General features: G+C 71.2%; 12 protein-coding genes. 4 read left to right on the forward strand and 8 right to left on the reverse strand.

Annotation, left to right across the window (positions count from 1 at the left end; genetic code table 11):
* Window positions 1–59: 59 nt before the first annotated feature.
* The 3 genes from ACFY10_RS36710 to ACFY10_RS36720 are packed head-to-tail and all read right to left on the reverse strand — an operon-like array spanning window position 60 to window position 2,578.
* Window positions 60–995: a thioesterase domain-containing protein gene (locus ACFY10_RS36710; protein ID WP_390669597.1), complete on the reverse strand. Its 936-nt coding sequence runs from the start codon at window positions 993–995 to the stop codon at window positions 60–62.
* Window positions 979–1,245 (reverse strand): acyl carrier protein, encoded by a 267-nt coding sequence (locus ACFY10_RS36715; RefSeq protein ID WP_390669598.1) that lies wholly within the window; start codon window positions 1,243–1,245, stop codon window positions 979–981. The genes ACFY10_RS36710 and ACFY10_RS36715 overlap by 17 nt, the downstream gene beginning before the upstream one ends.
* A gap of 40 nt (window positions 1,246–1,285) precedes the next feature.
* Complete coding sequence (locus ACFY10_RS36720; protein ID WP_390669600.1) at window positions 1,286–2,578, reverse strand: NAD(P)/FAD-dependent oxidoreductase; 1,293 nt, start codon at window positions 2,576–2,578, stop codon at window positions 1,286–1,288.
* 360 nt (window positions 2,579–2,938) lie between these two features.
* Between ACFY10_RS36720 and ACFY10_RS36725 the strand changes: the two genes are divergently transcribed.
* Both ACFY10_RS36725 and ACFY10_RS36730 read left to right on the forward strand, forming a co-directional pair.
* The gene (locus ACFY10_RS36725; RefSeq protein WP_390669601.1) at window positions 2,939–3,358 is read left to right on the forward strand and encodes a DUF3291 domain-containing protein; all 420 of its coding nucleotides are present in this window, start codon (window positions 2,939–2,941) and stop codon (window positions 3,356–3,358) included.
* Entirely contained in the window at window positions 3,355–4,923 is a 1,569-nt protein-coding gene (locus ACFY10_RS36730) for an MFS transporter (protein ID WP_390669602.1), read from the forward strand. Before ACFY10_RS36725 ends, ACFY10_RS36730 begins: the two co-directional genes overlap by 4 nt.
* A 12-nt stretch (window positions 4,924–4,935) precedes the next feature.
* Here the strand turns inward: ACFY10_RS36730 and ACFY10_RS36735 are convergent, their stop codons facing one another.
* The 3 genes from ACFY10_RS36735 to ACFY10_RS36745 are packed head-to-tail and all read right to left on the reverse strand — an operon-like array spanning window position 4,936 to window position 10,325.
* Window positions 4,936–5,829, reverse strand: coding sequence for a DUF4231 domain-containing protein (locus tag ACFY10_RS36735; RefSeq protein ID WP_390669603.1), 894 nt, complete (start codon window positions 5,827–5,829; stop codon window positions 4,936–4,938).
* Between the two features lies 1 nt (window position 5,830).
* Entirely contained in the window at window positions 5,831–9,826 is a 3,996-nt protein-coding gene (locus ACFY10_RS36740; RefSeq protein WP_390669604.1) for a TIR domain-containing protein, read from the reverse strand.
* Between the two features lies 1 nt (window position 9,827).
* Entirely contained in the window at window positions 9,828–10,325 is a 498-nt protein-coding gene (locus ACFY10_RS36745) for a hypothetical protein (protein ID WP_390669605.1), read from the reverse strand.
* A gap of 553 nt (window positions 10,326–10,878) precedes the next feature.
* Here ACFY10_RS36745 and ACFY10_RS36750 point away from each other — a divergent pair.
* The gene (locus ACFY10_RS36750; protein ID WP_390669607.1) at window positions 10,879–14,745 is read left to right on the forward strand and encodes a Pls/PosA family non-ribosomal peptide synthetase; all 3,867 of its coding nucleotides are present in this window, start codon (window positions 10,879–10,881) and stop codon (window positions 14,743–14,745) included.
* A 77-nt stretch (window positions 14,746–14,822) separates the two neighbouring features.
* Window positions 14,823–16,193, forward strand: coding sequence for a M1 family metallopeptidase (locus ACFY10_RS36755; protein ID WP_390669608.1), 1,371 nt, complete (start codon window positions 14,823–14,825; stop codon window positions 16,191–16,193).
* A gap of 19 nt (window positions 16,194–16,212) precedes the next feature.
* Here ACFY10_RS36755 and ACFY10_RS36760 read toward each other — a convergent pair whose 3' ends face one another.
* A complete protein-coding gene (locus tag ACFY10_RS36760) occupies window positions 16,213–17,106 on the reverse strand; it encodes a peptidoglycan-binding protein (protein ID WP_390669609.1) in 894 nt (297 codons plus the stop codon).
* Window positions 17,106–18,668 (reverse strand): DUF6519 domain-containing protein, encoded by a 1,563-nt coding sequence (locus ACFY10_RS36765; RefSeq protein ID WP_390669610.1) that lies wholly within the window; start codon window positions 18,666–18,668, stop codon window positions 17,106–17,108. The genes ACFY10_RS36760 and ACFY10_RS36765 overlap by 1 nt, the downstream gene beginning before the upstream one ends.
* Window positions 18,669–18,714: the final 46 nt, after the last annotated feature.

Consider the following 18,714-nt stretch of genomic DNA (forward strand, 5'->3'; position numbering starts at 1 on the left):
TCTCGGGCTTGCGCGTCGCGCGGGTCGTGTGCGGCGGTTGCGTCAAGTGGTGTGGAAGTTCAGCCGGTTCGCGAACCGGTGGCGAGCAGGGCGGCGAGGGTGTCCGCGGTCTCCGGTTCGTGGAGCATCGTGTAGTGGTCGCCGGGGACGGCCAGTTGCCGCAGCGGGCGGCCGCTGAGTCCGCTCCAGCCGAGGTCGGGGCTGTCGGGCAGCAGCGAGCGCTCCGGCTTGACGACGGTGACGGTGCGGTCCAACGGGTCGGGCAGGTACCCGGCGGTGCACCGGTTGTTGCGGACGAGTCCGGTGTGGAACGCGGTGTACAGCTTGCGCAGTCCGGCCGGTTCGGTGCCGTCCTGCAGCACTCCCTGCTCGACCGCCTCGGCGAGCAGGACGCCCAGGCCGTCCTCCTCGCCCAGACCGTCCAGGACCGCCGGCTCCAGGGTGAGACGGCGGCCGCGCTTGGCGCCCAGGTACATCGCGAACCAGGTGAGCAGCATGGCCGGTTGGAGCGCTTCGTCGGGCCGCTGGAAGGCCGCTACGGGTGCGATCGAGTCGAGTACGACGAGGTCGTCGACCAGGCCCTCGACCAGGCCTTCGACCCGGTCGCCGGGTCCCTGGGTGTCGAGGCGGGCGGCGATCTCGTAGGCCACCACTCCCCCGAAGGACCAGCCGACGAGAGTGAAGCGCCGGTCGGTGAGTCCGGCGGCGGTCAGTTCCGTCAGACAGCGGTCGGCGAGTTCGCGGACGCCGATGACGGAGAGGGTCGGGACGAGGGCCGCCGCGAAGTACTCCGGGACGTTCCCCAGGTCGCACAGGTGCAGTGCGTGGTCCTCGGGCAGCCGCGCGGCGACCGTCTGCCAGGCGGTGGCGGGCAGCGCGCCCGGGTGGACGGCGACGACCGTCCGCGCGGCCGGGTCCGCCGGTCGGGGCGTCGTCAACAGCGGGCGGGAGACGCCCGGTTGACGTCGGGTGGCCGTGTCAGGCCGCGGCGACATGACGGTCGCTCTCCTCGGCGATGTGCTCGGACAGGGCGGCGATCGTCGGGTGGTACCAGAGCGCGGTGGCCTCGAGCTCGAAGCCGAGCCACTTCTCCAGCTCTCCGGCGAGGATCAGCGCCTCCGTCGAGTCGAGGTCGAACTCGTCGAAGTAGCGCTCGACATCGATCTGCTCCTGGTCGACCCCGAGCCGGATCGCGAGCTTCTCGACCAGCCAGGTCTGTGCTTCTTCGGCGGTGACACGCTGCATTGGGATTCCCCTTGTCCGTTCGTGCTGTGCGGTTCGCGGTTCAGTGACGGGTCTGCATCTCGCGGGCGACGGCTTCGGCCGCCTTGCGCCCGGAGACGAATCCGGCCTCGTGGGAGCCGATGAGGTCGACGCCGATGCGGGGCGCGTGGAAGTAGGAGCCGGCCAGTTTGATGCGGCCGCCGGGGGCGTTGACGTCGTAGATCGTGCGCTGCATGGCACGCACCTCCAGGTCGATGACCGGGTGGGTGAACGGCAGTTCACGGACGACGAGTTCGTCGCGCGGGGCGATCGGCGAGTCGAGCGTGACGAAGTAGTCGCGCTCGGCGGTGAAGCCCTGCAGGGAGTTCATGTAGTAGGCGACCCAGGTGCGGGGGTGGCCGTCCACGGTCTTCAGCCCGTAGTTCCAGCTCTGCCAGCGGTCGCGGTTCGGCGGCATGCTCGACGGGTCGGTGTGCAGGATCGCGCGGGTGGCGCTGTAGCGGACCTTGCCGAGGATCTCGGCCTGGAACGGTGTGGGTTGCTCCAGCACGGCGAGGGTCTGGTCGGCGTGCGCGGCGAGTACGGCGTAGTCGTGGCGCTCCTCGCCGGCGGCGGTGGCGACGACGACACCGTCCCCGTCCTCCCGCACGCGGGTCACCTCGGCGCCGGTGCGGACCTTGCCGTTGACGCCGGCGACGACGCGGCGGACGTACTCGATGCTGCCGCCCGACACGGTCTTCCAGGCCACCGAGCGGCCGCCGAGGCCGCCGGGGTCGTGGGACATGAAGAAGGCGATCACCGTGGTCGCGGGCATCTCCCAGATGAGCTCGGCGGGCACCGACCAGACGGCGGTGGCGAGCAGGACGACGTAGCCGTACTTGAAGGCGTCGGTGTAGCCGCCGCGGTCCAGGTAGTCGCCGAGGGAGAGGTCGGTGCGCTTGCGCAGGAAGTCCCTCGGAGCCTCGCGGTGGAAGCGTTCGGCGTCCCGCCACAGGGGGAGGAAGTCGGCCGGGTAGCGGGCGGCGATCTCGTCCTCGGAGAGCTCGAACTCCGCGGTTCCGTAGTCGAGTCCGCGGTCGAGGTCGAAGAAGTCGAAGCCGCCGGTGTGGTCGAGGGCGGTGGCACCCAACTTCTCGAAGAATGCGGTGAGTTCGGGATACGTCCGTGCGTTGAAGACCACGAAGGCCGTGTCGACGCCGATGGTGCGGCCGCCCTCGTCGACTTCCACGGTGTGGGCGTGGCCGCCGGGGCGGTCCTGGCTCTCGTACACGGTGACTTCGACGTCGTCCGGCAGGTGGTGGGCGGCGGAGAGTCCGGAGATCCCGGCTCCGACGACAGCGACACGGGTGGTCATGGCAGGGCTGCACCTCGGCTCGAACAGTTCTCGGGAACGGTCACGGTGAGGCGCAGAGGGCTGATACCTCTGAAAGGGGCGGCGGTCCGCGAGAGTTGCTCTGCGGACGGCGCACAAGCACCGTAGGCCGGGCCGGAAAACGGGGTCAATCGACCCATCGGCGGCCGGATTTCCGCTATCGAAGGCATCGATAGGGCATCGAGGGGGGCGCCTGCGGAAGGTCCGGATCCGGTCAACCGGGCGCTCCGTGAGCGCGATTGAACGCAGTGCCGGCGGATTCACCCCTGCGGGGGTGCACGGAATGGGGCGCCCGCGGACTCTTGTGAATGACCGCCTGATCCCGCCGAGGGGAGAACCTCCATGCCGACGATTCCGTGGATGCCCGGCACCGCCAAGGACGGCACCGAGCCCGTCGGCCCGCCGCTGGTCATGGCCTCCCGGCTGGAGCTGCGCTCACTGCTGAGCGTGCCCAGGTTCTTCCTGCTCTCCCTGGTGATCTTCCAGCAGGTCCGCAGCTCGCCGGGGCTGCTCGGTGCCTCGCTGAAGGCGGAGCCGCTGAAGAGGACGTTCTGGACGCTGTCGGCCTGGCGCGACCAGGACGCCCTGAACACCTTCTCCGGGACCGATCCGCACGCGAGGAGTGTGCGCGGGCTGCGTCCCGGGATGAAGGGCTCGGTGTTCGTGTTCTGGAACACGGAGCGCGACCAGCTGCCGATCACCTGGGACGAGGCCCAGCGCCGCCTGGCCGAGCAGGCCGAGAGGGAGGCACAGGCGACATGAGCACAGGCGCACCGCTGAACACGGGCACGCCACTGACAACAGGCGCGCCTCCGGCGCCGGTTGTCCCGCACGGCCGCCTTGTCCTGCTGGCCGCCTGCCTCGGCCTGTTCATGTCGTTCATCGAGGTGACCGCGGCCATCTCCACGCTGCGGGCGCTCCAGGTCGACATGCAGGTGGCGCCCGCCGACCTGAGCTGGGTGTCCAGCACGTACACGCTCGTGGTCGCTGCCTGCGTCCTGTCCGGCGGGGCGCTGGGCGAGCGGTTCGGGCGGCGCCGGGTGTTCATCACCGGCACGGTTCTGATCGCGGCCGGCTCCCTGGTCGTGGCGTCGGCGCAGAGCTATCCGCAGGTGCTGATAGGGCGCGGCATCAGCGGACTGGGCGGCGCCCTGGTCCTGCCCACCTCACTCGCCCTGATCACGACCACGTTCTTCGTCGACCTGCCGCGCATGCTGCGCTACATAGCGGTGTGGGTGTCGGTCTCGGGCGTGGGTCTGGCCGTCGGCCCCCTGCTGGGCGGCACCCTGCTGCAGACATGGAACTGGCGGGCGGTGTACCTGGTGAACACACCGCTGGCGGTGATCACCGTCGCGGTGACGCTGCGCGCGGTCGCCGAGTCCCGGGTGCCGGACCGGCCCCTCGACCTGGCCGGCCAGTTCTGGGCCGTGCTCGGACTGTCCACGCTGGTGTACGGCATAGCGGTGGGCGGCCGGGCGGGCTATGACGACCCGGTGGTGATCGCCGTGCTGGCGGTGGCCGCGGTCTCCCTGACCGCGCTGGTCCTCACCGAGCGCCGCAGGGCGGTACCGATGCTGGACGTCCGCATGATGGCCAACGCCCGCTACACGGCGGCGTTGTGCGTTGCGGCGGCCGCCCTGTTCGTGTTCGTCGGCGTCGTCTTCCTGGAGGTGCTCTTCCTCCAACGGGTCCGTGCCTTCGGCCCCTTGGACACGGGCATACGGCTGCTGCCCGCGATGCTCGCGTTCGTCGCGGCGACGGCCACGGCGCAGCGACTGGCGGGACGGGTCCGCGCGGGCCGGCTGCTGGCGACGGGCTCGCTCGTCACCACCGCCGCCGCTCTGGTCCTGCTGGGCCAGCAGCCGGACGGTTCCTATGCGGTCACCGCGCTGGGTCTGGTGCTCGCCGGGCTCGGCAGCGGCCTGGTGGTCGCCCCGTCCACGGCCGCCGCCTTCGAGGTGGTCGAGGGTCCGCAGATGGGCGCGGCCTCCTCGGCCGTGACGGCCTTCCGCCAGATCGGCTCGGTCCTCGCGACGGCGATACTCGGCGCCGTCCTCGCCGTCCGCTTCCTCGGCACCCTCCCCGACCGCCTCACCGCACACCACCTGCCGGCCCCGGTGGTCGACCAGGTCGTCTCGGTCGCCCGCAGCGGAGGCAGGTCCACCGGCCGCTCGTCACCGCAGATCACGGGCGCGGTCGGGGACGCGTTCACCGCGGGTGTGCACAGCGCGCTGTGGGTGGTGGCGGGGGTGTCGTTCGGCGCGGCGGTCCTGGCCTGGACGCTGCTGGCGCGCCGCCTTCCGAAGGAGGCCACGGCCCGGGAGTGACGTCGGCGGCGGCTACTGCGAGGTCCATTTCGCCATCCAGGTGTCGTTCAGTACGGAGATCACCCGCTCGCAGTGGGCGACGAAGTCGTCCTCGGCTGCCGGACCGGTGCGGTCGGCGTCGGCGTACCAGCGCGCGACGGCGTCCTCCAGGTCGGCGGCCGTGGCGGTGAACTGCACCTGCTGGTAGCTGTAGTTGGCGGCCATGCCGTGTGCGGTGATCGCCGCGCTCGCGGTGGTGGCGACGGCCACCCAGGCAGCCGCCTGCTCCACCTCGAACGTCCCGGCCAGTGCGCCCAGCAGCACCCCGAGCGCTCCCAGCCCGGCCTCCGCGCGGCGCAACAGGGTGATACGGCGGCCCATGGCCCGCGCCCGGGGCAGGTAGTAGCCGGTGATCTGCGGCCGCAGGCAGAGGTCGATGTACGTGTCGACGTCCGACACCGCGGGCGGCCGCCGTGGGACGGGGTCGATGCCCGCGGTGCCGGGGAGAAGGTCCGCGGCCTCCTCACGCAGCTGCCCGAGGCGCTTCTGCAGGACGAGTCGGGCGCCCGGCCCCCGGTACGGCGTCACGCCCGCAAGCCAGACATGGGTCTCGCTCTTCAGCGCCTCACTGGTCACTCTCAGCCGTGTCCAGTCACGTACGGCGCCGGGTCCGGCGTACCGGGCGACGATCGGCACCAGACCGGTGGCACAGGCGGCGCCGAAGGCAAGCGCCTTGCCCAGGGCCGGGTGCTGGGCGATGGTCTGGGACGCGGCCGTCCCGAGAACGGCCGCGGCAAGCCCGAGCGCGAGACTCAAGGCCCGCGCCCGGTCGATGGCAGCCTTGGCCCGGCCCGCGGCCTGGGACCAGACGCTCTGCTGGTCCCAGGCCGACTGGGTGGCGGGGTCGTCCGCTCGTAGGGTCGCCATGTCAGTACCCGGCGCCGGGGGCGTGGGTGGGGGCGCCCGGTCCGGACGGCAGGTTCGGGCAGGTGCGTTCGTAGTGCCGTCCGGGGACGTACTGGTGCCACTCGGCCGCGGTGAGGTTGCGGCCGACCAGCCGACAACCGAACTCCTTCCACGCCGTGAAACGCGGATTCCACAGGCGCGCGGTGTCGTCGGCACCCGCTGATGCCATGGATCCACCGTCCGGGCTGAACGCCACCGCATAGGCCTCGCCCCGGTGGCCGCTGAGGACCAGTCCGGTCGCGCCACCCGTGCGTGTGTCCCAAGTGCGTACGGTGCCGTCGTCCCCCGCGCCGGCGATCAGGCGCCCGTCCGGGCTGAAGGCCACATCCTCCACTCCGGCGCTGAACCCGGTGAGGGCCGTGCCGTGCTGCCGGTGGGCCGCGACGTCCCACATGCGCACCGTGTGGTCGAGACTCGCCGTCGCGAGCAGCTTGCCGTCCGGGCTGAAGGCCACCTCCTGAACCGCGTTGGTGTGGCCCTTGAGTGGCGTACCGACGGGAGTGTGCTTGGCCACGTCCCACAGCCGGACGCTCTGGTCGTTGCTCACCGAGGCCAGCAGACGGCCGTCGGGACTGAAGGCGACGCCGTTCACCACTTCACCGTGCCCGCTCAGCGGTGCCCCGACCGTGCGACCGCTGTCGACCGACCACAACTGGATCTTTCTGTCGTTTCCCGCGGTCGCGAGGAGTCGGCTGTCGAGGCTGAACGCGACGTCCAACACGCCCTGGTGGTGGCCGGTGAGGATCCGTAGCCGGGGTCTGCCGGGCCGCAGGCCCCACAACCGTATGGTGTCGTCCTCGCCGGCGGTGGCGAGCAGGCTGCCGTCCGGGCTGAACACCGCCCGGTAGACGGCGCCTTGATGCCCGCGCAGAGTCCGGACCACGGATGTCCCGGAGCCTGCGCGCCACAGTCGTACTGTGCTGTCCTCACCCGCGGTGGCGATGAGTTTCCCGTCGGGGCTGAAGGCAACGCCGTTGACATCACCTCGATGACCGACGAGCGGTTGGCTGATCGAGTATGTCTGCGCAACATGCCAGATCCGGGCGGTGCGGTCCCAGCTGGTCGTGACGAGCTTCTTGCTGTCGGGGCTGAACACCACCTGATTGACCAGACCGGTGTGGCCGATGATCGGCAGACCCTGCTGTGTTCCGGTCCGGGCGTCGTACAGCCGGGCCGTGCCGTCGTCGCCGGCGGTGGCGAGCAGCCGGCCGTCGGGGCTGAAGGCGACCGACCAGAGTTCACGCCCGTGCGCGTCGATCTGCCATTTTCGCTGCTTGCCGGTAGTGGTGTCCCACACCCGGGCGGTCCCGTCGGCGCTCGCCGTGGCGATGGTTCTGCCGTCGGGTCCATAGGCCACGCGACGCAGCCAGTCTCTGTGGCCGCGGAAGACCCGCAGAACATGCGGAGTGCCCGGTCCGACGCTCCACAGGCGGGCGGTCATGTCCCAGCTGGAGGTGACGAGTCGGCGGCCGTTCGGACTGAAGGCCACGCCGGTCACGCCGTCCGTGTGTCCCTTGAGGACAGCCCGCAGGCGCTTTCGGCGTACGTCCCAGAGCTTGACTGTGCCGTCCAGGCCCCCCGAGGCCAGAGCACGTCCGCTGCGGTCGAAGGCGACATCGCGTACTCCGTCCTCGTCTCCCTGGAGAACGGAGAGCTGCCGCCGGGTCGCCACGTCCCACAGACGTACTGTGCCGTCCATGCCGCCGGTCGCGAGCAACCGTCCGGAAGGGTCGAACTCGACGTCCATGACAGCTGCTTGATGCCCTGTCATGGGTGCCCCGACTGGCTTGCCGGTGGTCGCGTTCCACAGTCGTACGGTGCGGTCCCAGCCGCAGGTGGCGATCAGACGGCCGTCCGGGCTGAAGGCCGCCCCCTGGACCTGGTCGGGGTGAGGCAGCAGGGTCGAGGCGTGGGTGAACCTGGACAGTCCGGTGATCAGCCCTGACGGCGGCTGGGGTTCGGGCCGGTCGCCATGGGCCACACTCAGGCTCTGCAAGCCCACCAGAATGGCGACGTCCGGCGCGGTGCCGACCAACTGGTCCGACTCCGAGCTGAGTTTCCCCGCCAAGGCCAGCCGGGCGCGGGACTGAGCGCGGGCGTTGCTGACGTAGGCGATTGCGGTGGCCAGGACGGTCAGCACGAGCAGCACCGCCAGTCCGGCGGCCAGTCCACGCAGGCGACGGTTGGAACGCCTGGCCGCCGCAAGCTCGTTGACCGCGTGTGCTCGGCTGGAGGTCAGGAACTGGCGTTCCAGGGGGCCGAGTTCGCCCGGGTGCCTGGTGGACCAGTCGTCGAACGTCTCGAGCCTGCCGCCGCGCAGCAGGTACGACTCGTCCTGCTCGCCACGTTCCCAGTCGGCCGCCAGCCGCTCCAGGTCGGAGCGCGTCCGCAGCACGTTGCGGGACTCCTCTATGCTCCGGCGCAGTGGGTCCCACTGACGCAGCAGTGCCTCATGGGCGACCTCGACCGACGTGCCTTCCTCGGCGTCGCCGGCACTGACAAGCAGCCGGGCCTCCACGAAGGCGTCCACCACGTCCCGTCCGGCCGCATCGAGGTCGTCGTACCGCACACGTCTGCCTGTCGGGGGACGGTCGCCCTCCACTGCGGCGAACTTGAGGAGGGTCGGCAGTACGGCGCCCCCTCTGTCTCGCTGGTCCAGCTCCCCCCGGATGTTGTCGGCGCTGCCCCGCAACGCCCCTACTACTCCGCCGAGCCGTTCGTAGTCCGCGAGGCGCACGGTGCCCTCGCCGATCGTTCGGGTGTAGAGCTCGCGCAGGGTGTAGGCCAGCAGGGGCAGCGCGTCGCCCCCGGTCGTCTCCGCCACCATGCGGGTGACGAGGCCAGCCTCGAAAGTCAGCCCGGCTTGCCGAGCCGGGCCCTCGATGACCTCGGACAACCTGTTCTGGCTGAGCGGCTGGACGAGCAGGGTGTCGTCGATCGCCTCCGTGATTCCAGCACGTTCGGGGCTCGTGGTCAGGAACTCCGAGCGCACGGTCGCCAACACCCACAGGGGGCTGTCCGGTCCGAGGACGTCGTCCAGGAGGCGGATGAAGGAGCGCTGCTCGGCGATCCCGGTACGGCTCAGGAGCTGCTCCGCCTGGTCGACGACGACGAGAACGCTCCGCGGCTCACCGTCCGCAGGTGCCGGCCGGGCGAGTTCGGTGCACAGTTGCGCGAGGCCTTGGGAGCCTTGCGCGAGGGTCCGCGACAGTTCCTCGAAGGAGCGTGGATCGCGCTGATCGGCGAAGGCACGTTCCAGTCCGGCGACGAGTGCGGCGGTGGGCCGCATCCCGGGCTGGAACGGCGGCACGACCACCCATCGGTTCGCCCGGCGCCGTAACCGGGGCAGCACGCCCGCATGCACCAGGGACGACTTGCCGCTGCCGGACGGGCCGACGACCGCCACGAAGCGGCCGCCGGCGTAGCGCATGACCGGGTTCAGCAGTTGGAGAAGCCGTTCGGTCTCCTTCTCGCGCCCGAAGAACACGGCCGTGTCTTCGGCTGTGAACGCCTTGAGTCCCGGGTAGGGAGGCCGGGCCGGATCACGGGCGAAGGAGTCCGTGGCGGTGATGCCGGCGCGCCTGAGGCCCTCCAGGATCGGGGCGAAAGCGGGTTCTTCCTGTCTCAGGTCGACCCACTGCACATCGCCGAGGATCCCGGGACGCGGCGCGTCGTCGAGCCGTACGGGCACCACGGGCCGCCCCGCCCGGCGGGCATGGGTCAGCTCGGCGAAACACCAGCGGGACTGTGCCGAGGCCGCGCTCGCCAGGTAGATCACGGCGTCGGCCCGGGCGAGTTGGGTGTAGAGCTCTCGCTCCCAGAGGTGGCCGGCCGGAATACCCGCGTCGGGGTCGATGTCGAGGAACAGGCCCTCGAATCCGACCGACTTGAGCCAGTCGGCCAGCCTCTGCGCCACGGCACGGTCCTGGCTGCTGTGACTGATGAAGAGGAACGCCATGTCAGGGTGCGGCAGTTGATGCCGTCGGGTAGGGCACGCGTTGCAGGTACCACTTCTCACCCTGGTCCGACGTCGCCAGGACGGTCTTCTCCAGGTGCGCGTGGCGCACCTTCCTGCCGTCCTTGTAGGTGCACACATAGTCGCTGGTGGCCCGCCCGGTGGACGTGGGCTTCACGTTGCAGGTGAAACGGGACGGCGCCGCGAGATATTTCCAGCCCGTGTCGTCCCATGCGTCGCCCACGTCACCGTCCCGATCCAGCATTTGAGAGAAGAACATCGGCGCACCGTCGGGACCGGTCGGACATGCCCAGTCCTCGATGCTCATTCGCCCAGCTTTCTCCACGTAGTAGCACGTGAATCGATCAGGCGGGATGTATCCCTCGGCGAAGGTTGCAAAGGATTCATGGTTCTTTGCTTTCTTTCGCTTCGCCGACGCATCCGCTGCCGTCATGAGCACCAAGGCTCCGACCAGCGCGGTCACCAGCAGTCCCAGCAGCACAGAGTTCCGCCTCCGCGCATGATTGATTAACAATTCAATCCCTCTCGGGACAGAAAGATGTCCGAGGCAAACACCTCGCTTCAACGCGCCAAAGTTTCACCGCAGGCCCCAGGTCCCCCTCCGAGTGCCTCCAGCGCCAGAATTCGAACTCGCCTACGAGCCGAGCCGAATAGACCCCGTTTCAAGCGCCCCGAGATTACTAACTCCGAATATTCCCGTCAACCCGGAATAAAGGCCTTCCATTTCAGCGTGCAAGTACCACCGGACGCCACGCAGACCCCACCGGGCCCCAACTCCGCACCCTCGTCCGCCCGATGCCCGGTCACCCCCTGTGTGGGGCATCTCTCTCCTGCGTACAAACCCCAGGTCAACACCCCTCGACCCGGGCCCGTCCGGCCCCCAACAGCCCTCCCGACTGGCCGATCAGCCGCCCCGAACCTAGCGTCGTACTAAAATTTCCGGCTTGTTACGGAGCTGGACCCGGACAACCCCAGGCAGACCTGCGGGCCCGCCAGCGCCCCGGAGGCTTCCGGGATCGAGACGCGAGGACCGGATGGCAGCCATACACGAGAGCAGTGCTCTCGGCCTGCTCGACGATGAGTTCAGCGCAGAGATCCACCAGCAGTTCGGCGACACCGCACGTTTCTCCGGAGGCCAGGCGGCCTCCCCGCGCACGCTTGTCGACATCTTCGACGCGTCGGTGCGGTCGTACCCGGACGAGCTCGCCCTGGACGACGGCACGGTCCGTCTCACCTACCGTGCGCTGGCCGCCGAGGTGGAGCAACTGCGCCGGCGCCTCGCCACGGCCGGCGTCGGCCTCGGCGACCGCGTGGGCGTCCGGGTTCCCTCCGGCACCAATGACCTCTATGTCGCGATCCTCGCCGTCCTGGCCGCAGGGGCTGCATACGTTCCCGTGGACGCCGAGGACCCGGACGAGCGCGCCGAGCTGGTCTTCGGCGAGGCCGGCGTACGGGCCGTCATCGGGGCCGAGCACCGGCTGACCGTCACCGGTCACGCCGACGTCCCCGCCGCCCGCCCCGGCGTCGAGCACGACGCCTGGATCATCTTCACGTCCGGCTCCACCGGGAAGCCCAAGGGCGTCGCCGTCAGCCACCGCAGTGCCGCCGCGTTCGTGGACGCCGAGGCCGCGCTGTTCCTGACCGACGACCCGATCGGGCCCGCTGACAGGGTCATGGCAGGGCTGTCGGTCGCGTTCGACGCGTCCTGCGAGGAGATGTGGCTGGCGTGGCGCTACGGCGCCTGTCTGGTGCCCGTGCCCCGCTCGCAGGTCCGCAGCGGTGCCGACCTGGGTCCCTGGCTGGTCGAGCAGGAGATCACCGTCGTCTCGACCGTGCCCACGCTCGCCGCCCTCTGGGAGCCCGAGACCCTCAACGACGTACGTCTGCTGATCTTCGGCGGCGAGGCCTGCCCGCCCGAGCTGGTGCAGCGGCTGGTCACGGAGGGCAGGGAGGTCTGGAACACGTACGGGCCGACCGAGGCGACCGTCGTGGCCTGTGCCTCGCTCATGAGCGGTGAGGAGCCCATTCGGATCGGGCTGCCGCTCGACGGCTGGGAGCTGGCCGTCGTCGACGAGGCCGGGGAGCCCGTGCCCATGGGCGCCAGCGGGCAGCTGGTGATCGGCGGCGTCGGACTCGCGCGGTATCTCGACGCCGAGAAGGACGCGGAGAAGTACGCGCCGCTGGAGTCCCTGGGCTGGGAGCGGGCGTACCGCAGCGGCGACCTCGTGAAGGCCGAGCCGGCGGGGCTGGTCTTCCTCGGGCGGGCCGACGAGCAGATCAAGCTCGGCGGGCGCCGCATCGAGCTCGGCGAGGTGGACGCCGCACTGCAGGCGCTGCCCGGCGTCGCGGGCGCCGCGGCGGCCGTACGGACCGCCCGCAGCGGCAACCAGCTCCTCGTCGGCTACATCGTCACCCAGGACGGCTGGGACCACGCGACCGCCGTTGAGAAGCTGCGCGCCGAGCTGCCCGCCGCGCTCGTGCCGCTGCTCGCACCGGTCGAGGACCTGCCGACCCGGACCAGCGGCAAGGTCGACCGCAATGCCCTGCCCTGGCCCCTGGAGGGCCTGGAGACCGGCGGCCCGGCCGAGCAGCTCTACGGCACCGAGGCGTGGCTGGCCGAGCAGTGGACGGAAGTCCTCGGCATCCCGGTCTCCAGTGCCCGTGACGACTTCTTCGCGATCGGCGGCAGCAGCCTGGCGGCCGCCCAGCTGACGACGAAGCTGCGCACCCGCTACCCGAGCGCCGCCGTCCTCGACATCTACCAGCAGCCCACCCTGCGCAAGCTGGCCCGACACCTGGAGAAGTCGGCGCAGGACGACGGCGCCGAGCGCACGATCACCCCGGTGCCGACCCGCGCCAAGGTGATCCAGCTGCTGCTCCTCGTGCCGCTGTTCACGCTGCTCGGTCTGCGCTGGACGGTGGCCCTGGCCGCGGCCGGGAACCTGCTGCCCGCCTACTCCTGGCTGCCGACCGCCTCCTGGTGGCTGATCGCGGCCGGTGCCGTGCTGCTGTTCAGCCCGCCCGGGCGGCTGGCGATCGCCGCGGGCGGCGCGCGGCTGCTGCTGCGGGGCGTGGAGCCCGGCCGGTATGCGCGTGGTGGCAGCGTCCACCTGCGTCTGTGGACCGCCGAACGGCTGGCCGAGTTCAGCGGGGCGACCTCGCTGACCGGCTCCTGGCTGGAGCGGTACGCCCGTGCCCTCGGCGCCAAGATCGGCCAGGACGTCGACCTGCACTCGCTGCCGCCGGTCACCGGCCTGCTCAAGCTGGGCCGGGGTGCGGCCGTGGAGTCCGAGGTCGACCTGTCCGGCTGGTGGCTGGACGGCGACCGGCTGGAGATCGGCCAGGTCAAGGTGGGTGCGCACGCCACCGTCGGCACCCGCAGCATGCTCTTCCCGGGCGCCCGCGTCGGCAAGCGCGCCGAGGTGGCCCCCGGCTCGGCCGTCACCGGGCAGATCCCCACCGGCCAGCGCTGGGCCGGCGCGCCCGCGGTCAAGCTCGGCAAGGCCAAGCGGAACTGGCCCAAGGAACGCCCGCAGCGCGGCACGTACTGGCGCGTGATGTACGGCCTGACCGGCCTCGTGCTCTCCGCGCTGCCGCTGCTGGCGGGCGGGGCCGCGTTCCTCGTGGCGTACGCCTTCATCGACGCGGACGCGCCCCTGCGCGGTGCCGCGCTCGCCCTCGTCCCCGCCACGCTGGCGTTCGGGCTGGCGTACGCCCTGCTGATCCTCGTCGCCGTACGGCTGCTGAGTCTGGGCCTGCGGGAGGGCACGCACCCCACGCACAGCCGGATCGGCTGGCAGGCCTGGACGGTCACGCAGCTGATGGACCGCTCCCGCGAGACGCTGTTCCCGCTGTACGCCGGGCTGGCCACCCCGGTGTGGCTGCGGCTGCTCGGGATGAAGATCGGGCGGGGCGCAGAGGTGTCCACCGTGCTGGCCCTGCCCAGCCTCACGACGGTCGGCGAGGGCGCGTTCCTGGCCGACGACACGCTGACCGCGCCGTACGAGCTCGGCGGCGGCTGGATGCGGATCGGGCGCGCGGAGATCGGGCGGCGGGCCTTCCTCGGGAACTCCGGAATGACAGCGCCGGGGCGGTCCGTGCCCGACGGCGGGCTGGTCGGCGTACTCTCCGCCACGCCGAAGAAGGCGAAGAAGGGCAGCTCCTACCTGGGGCTGCCGCCGGTGAAGCTGCCGCGGAACGCCGAGAAGGCGGACCAGAGCCGGACCTACGACCCGCCGGCGCACCTGCTGTGGGCGCGCGGGCTTGTGGAGCTGTGCCGGATCGTGCCGGTGTTCTGCTCGGCCGGGCTCGCGGTGCTCACGGTGGCGGCGCTGTGCCTGCTCGGGCCCTGGGCTCCCCTGCTGTCCGGTCTGGTGCTGCTCACCACGGGCGCCGCGGCCGCTGTCGTGTCGTTCGTCGCCAAGTGGCTGCTCGTCGGGCGGCACCGCACCGGTGAGCACCCGCTGTGGAGCGGCTTCGTGTGGCGCAATGAGCTCGCGGACACGTTCGTCGAGGTCGTGGCCGTGCCCTGGCTGGCCGGTTCGGTGCCCGGGACACCGCTGATGACCGCGTGGCTGCGCGGCCTGGGCGCCAAGATCGGCAAGGGCGTGTGGGTGGAGAGCTACTGGCTGCCCGAGACCGACCTGGTGACCCTGGAGGACGCGGCCACCGTGAACCGCGGCTGCGTCCTGCAGACCCACCTCTTCCACGACCGGATCTTGCGGACGGATACTGTTGTACTCCGTGAGGGCGCCACGCTGGGCCCTGGCGGGATCGTGCTGCCCGGCAGCACGATCGGGGCCCGCACCACCCTGGGTCCCGCGTCGCTCGTCATGGCCGCGGAGTCCGTCCCGGACGACACCCGTTGGCTCGGCAACCCGATCGAGGCATGGCGTCCCTGAGCGCGGGCCACTCGGAGTCGGTGAGCGGTGTACCGGCAGAATGGAGTGGCACGACGGCGCAGGGAGCAGAAGCGGCAGTGGCAGTTCAGCAGGCGGCGGGTTCGGACCCGTACTTCCCGGAGCACGGTGATGCGCGTTACCGCGTGCACCGCTACGAGCTCGCGCTGGACTACCGCCCGGGCCCGAACCGCCTGGCGGGGACGGCCCGGATCAACGCCATCGCGGGACGGTCCCCGCTCACCGAATTCACCCTCAACCTCTCCGACTTCAAGATCGGCCGGGTGCGGGTCGACGGCCGCCAGCCGCACTACACCCACCGCGGCGGCCGGCTGCGCATCCGCCCCGCCAAGCCGATCCGGGCCGGTGCCGCCTTCACCGTCGAGGTGCACTGGTCGGGCAACCCCAAGCCGGTCGCCAGCCCCTGGGGCGGGCTCGGCTGGGAGGAACTGGAGGACGGGGCGCTGGTGGCGAGCCAGCCGATCGGCGCGCCGTCCTGGTACCCGTGCAACGACCGGCCCGCCGACAAGGCCTCGTACCAGATCTCGGTCACCACGCCGTCCGCGTACGCGGTGGTGGCGGGCGGCCGGCTGCTGACCCGTACGACGAAGGCGTCCACGACGACCTGGGTGTACGAGCAGTCGGCGCCCACCTCGAGCTATCTGGTGGGGCTGGCCATCGGCAAGTTCCAGACGGTGCTGCTGGGTGATCCGGGGCCGGGCGGGGTGCCGCAGCACGGGCACATCCCGGCGCATCTGCTGCCGGAGTTCTCCCGGGACTTCGCGCGGCAGCCGCAGATGATGGACCTGTTCCAGGAGTTGTTCGGCCTCTACCCGTTCGGCGAGTACGCGGTCGTGGTGACCGACGAGGAGCTCGATGTCCCCGTCGAGGCACAGGGGTTGTCGCTCTTCGGCGCCAACCACGTGGACGGTGCGCGGGGTTCGGAGCGGCTGGTGGCGCACGAGCTGGCGCACCAGTGGTTCGGCAACAGCGTGTCCATCGCGGACTGGCGGCACATATGGCTGAACGAGGGGTTCGCCAAGTACGCCGAGTGGCTGTGGTCGGAACGCTCGGGCGGCCGCACCGCCCAGCAACTCGCCGCTTCCGCCCACCGGTTGCTGTCCTCCCAGCCGCAGGACCTGCGGCTGGCCGATCCGGGCCGCAAGTCGATGTTCGACGACCGGCTCTACGAGCGCGGCGGCCTGACCGTGCACGCGGTGCGCTGCGCGCTGGGCGACGACGCGTTCTTCCGCATGCTGCGCGCGTGGGTGGGGCTGCACCGGAGCGGCGCCGTGACGACCGCGATGTTCACGGCCCATGTCAACCGGTTCGCGGACGAGCCGCTGGACGACCTGTTCGCCGCCTGGGTGTACGGCACGGCGCTGCCCGCGCTGCCGGCACAGATCCCGGCACGTCCGGCACACCCGCCCACCAACGCCGAGTCGGCGTAGGCGGGCGGGCCGGCCCGGCTCAGCTCGCCGGCACCTTCAGCCTGTCCCAGCTGACCTTGCCCGGAATGCCGTCCGCGTCCTTGCCCTTGAAGCCGAGCTTGCGCTGCCAGGCCCGGTAGGACTCACGGTCGGCGTCGGTCCACTCGGGGCCGGGCCCGTCCTCGTAGTGACTGCAGCCCTCGGCGACCAGGCGCTTGCCCATGGCAGTGATCACCGGGGACTTCTGCCCGCTGTGGAAGAAGCCGGCGCCGGGGAAGGGTGCGTACGAGGGCTTGCTCGGGGCGGGCTTCGGGTCGGGCTCGGTGCCGCCCCCGCCGCCCTTGCCCGCCAGCCGCTCGGCGATCCGCTTGCGCATCCCGTCCATGGTGAAGCCGCGCGGGTCCTGCTTGCCCGGCTGCCACTCCTTGTGACCGATGACCGACCGCTCGCTCCAGCCGTGGTGGCGGCAGATCGCGGCGGACACCTTCTCGATGGCCTCCTTCTGCGCCTCGGGCCAGGGGTCCCTGCCGTCGCCGAGGTTGATGCACTCGAAGCCGTAGAAGTGCCGGTTGCCGTCGGTGTCGGCCTCGTTGTCGTGCGGCAGCTTCGACTCGTCGACGACGGCCCGCAGCACGTCGCTGTCGCCCAGCCCGGCATGGTTCGCGCGGCCGTTCCCGACGAGGTGGATCTCGCCCTTCTTGTCGATGACACCGTGACAGAGCGGGCCGGGCAGGCCGGAGTAGCCGTTGTAGCAGATGTTCACGGAGTTCTCCGTGCCCGAGGTGACGGTGTGGTGGATCATCACGCCGTTCACCGGGCCCCAAGGGCCCTTCGTATTGCGGTTGTGGGTACGCCAGTTGCGCACCTCGTGGACCGTCAGGCCCTCCGCGCGCAGGATCTCCAGCAGCTTGGATCCGCTCAGGGGCGTGGCCATCACTCGCCTCCGTCCACGGCTGCCTCCGCTTCCGCGGTGGTCTGCGACCTCCCGTGCGAGGGGTTCTCGGCGGCCAGCTCCTCACGGCGTGCCTGGGCCTCCGCCGCGAGGGTCGCCTCGTCCGCGGCGGGGATGCTGCTGGCCAGCGGTCCGAACGCCAGGCGCAGATCGACGGCGCTCTCCTCGCCCTTGACCAGGGCCAGCGGCGCGAAGTGGCGGGTGATGCCGGCGGGTCCCTGGAGCAGCGGGCGGCGCGCCGGATCGGCCGGCCATTCGACGCTGCCGGTGGCGGTGCGGGCCGGGATCAGCCAGTGATCGCCGGTGCGGTAGCCGCCGCCCTTGGCGAAGTACACCTCGACGCCGTCCTCCAGGGGCAGCCACTCCCCCTCCGCGACGGGGACGGCTCCGCCCTTCAGCGCCGCCGTACGGCCCTTGCGCCTCGGGCTCTCGTGGTGGTCCCAGCGGCGCAGGAACGGGTTGAGTTCGGGCAGCCGTCCGACACCCGGCTCGGGCTCGGCGGACAGCCGGACCCGGCGGCCGGGCAGGTCCAGCTCCTCGACCCGCAGCAGGGGCAGGGTCTCCAGCCGGGAGGAGTACGCCGTGTCCGTGAACTCGACGTGGTCGCCGACGTCCAGGTCCAGCTTGTCGTCGTAGCCGAGGGACGCCAACTGCACCCAGGTACCGTCGAGTTCGTCGACCGGGAAGACCACGGAGCCGTTCTCGCGGGACCACTTGAAGGTGGCGTCCTTCGCGTCACCCCCGGCGTGCACCTCGACGCGGTAGAGCTGGTTCTCGGTTCCGCGGTAGCGGGCGTCGGGCCTGACCAGGCAGGGGTCCTCGTCGGCGTGGTCGGGCCGCTCGCTGCGGGCGGCCAGCCGGGCGGAGGACAGGGACTGCTTCTGCGCCCACTTCTCGAAGGCGGCGCGGACCACTTCCTTCGACGGGTCGGCGTCCTCGATCGCCAGCTCGGCGAGGGAGAGCGGCAGTACCTGCCAGAGCACCTTCACCCGGGCCGCGGTGTCCGGCATGGCAGCACCCAGGGCGACCTCGCGCAGCGCCGGGTCCTCGGCCGCGTTGACCGACCGCTCCCACACGTTCAGGTAGACCACGAACGGCGACTGCGCGGGCGAGGGCAGCCGGTCGCCCGGCTTCTCGGGGTCGCGGTAGGCGTCGGGCTGGTCCCAGTAGGTCCAGTACGCCGGCGGGGCCGGCGTGTCCTGCTCGTCCGCGTCCTCGTCGGGTACGGGCACACCGGGCGCCGGGCGGTCGGCGTCGAGCAGGATGCCGTCGACGTAGTAGCGGCCGCCGTGGATGTAGAGGGTGTCGATGTCGTGCTTGCCGCCCACGTACTCGATGCGGAAGCCCGGCGCGACGCGGCCCGCCGCGTCGCGCGGCCCGCCGTAGCGGCCGATCAGGTCGGCGGCGAGGGTGCGGGCCTGGTGGAGCTGGATCGCGGTCTGCTCGTTGGCGTCGGCGTCGAGCTGGACGCGGCCCTGCTGGGCGACGACCGCGGAGTAGTGCCGCTCCGGGCGGAACGTGAGACGGGAGAGATCAGCGTGCATGAAGGGGGTCCCCCTGGTTCAGGATTCTGCGGGTGGGTCGTACGGC

Source organism: Streptomyces sp. NPDC001401 (genome assembly GCF_042895385.1).
Classification (GTDB): Bacteria; Actinomycetota; Actinomycetes; order Streptomycetales; family Streptomycetaceae; genus Streptomyces.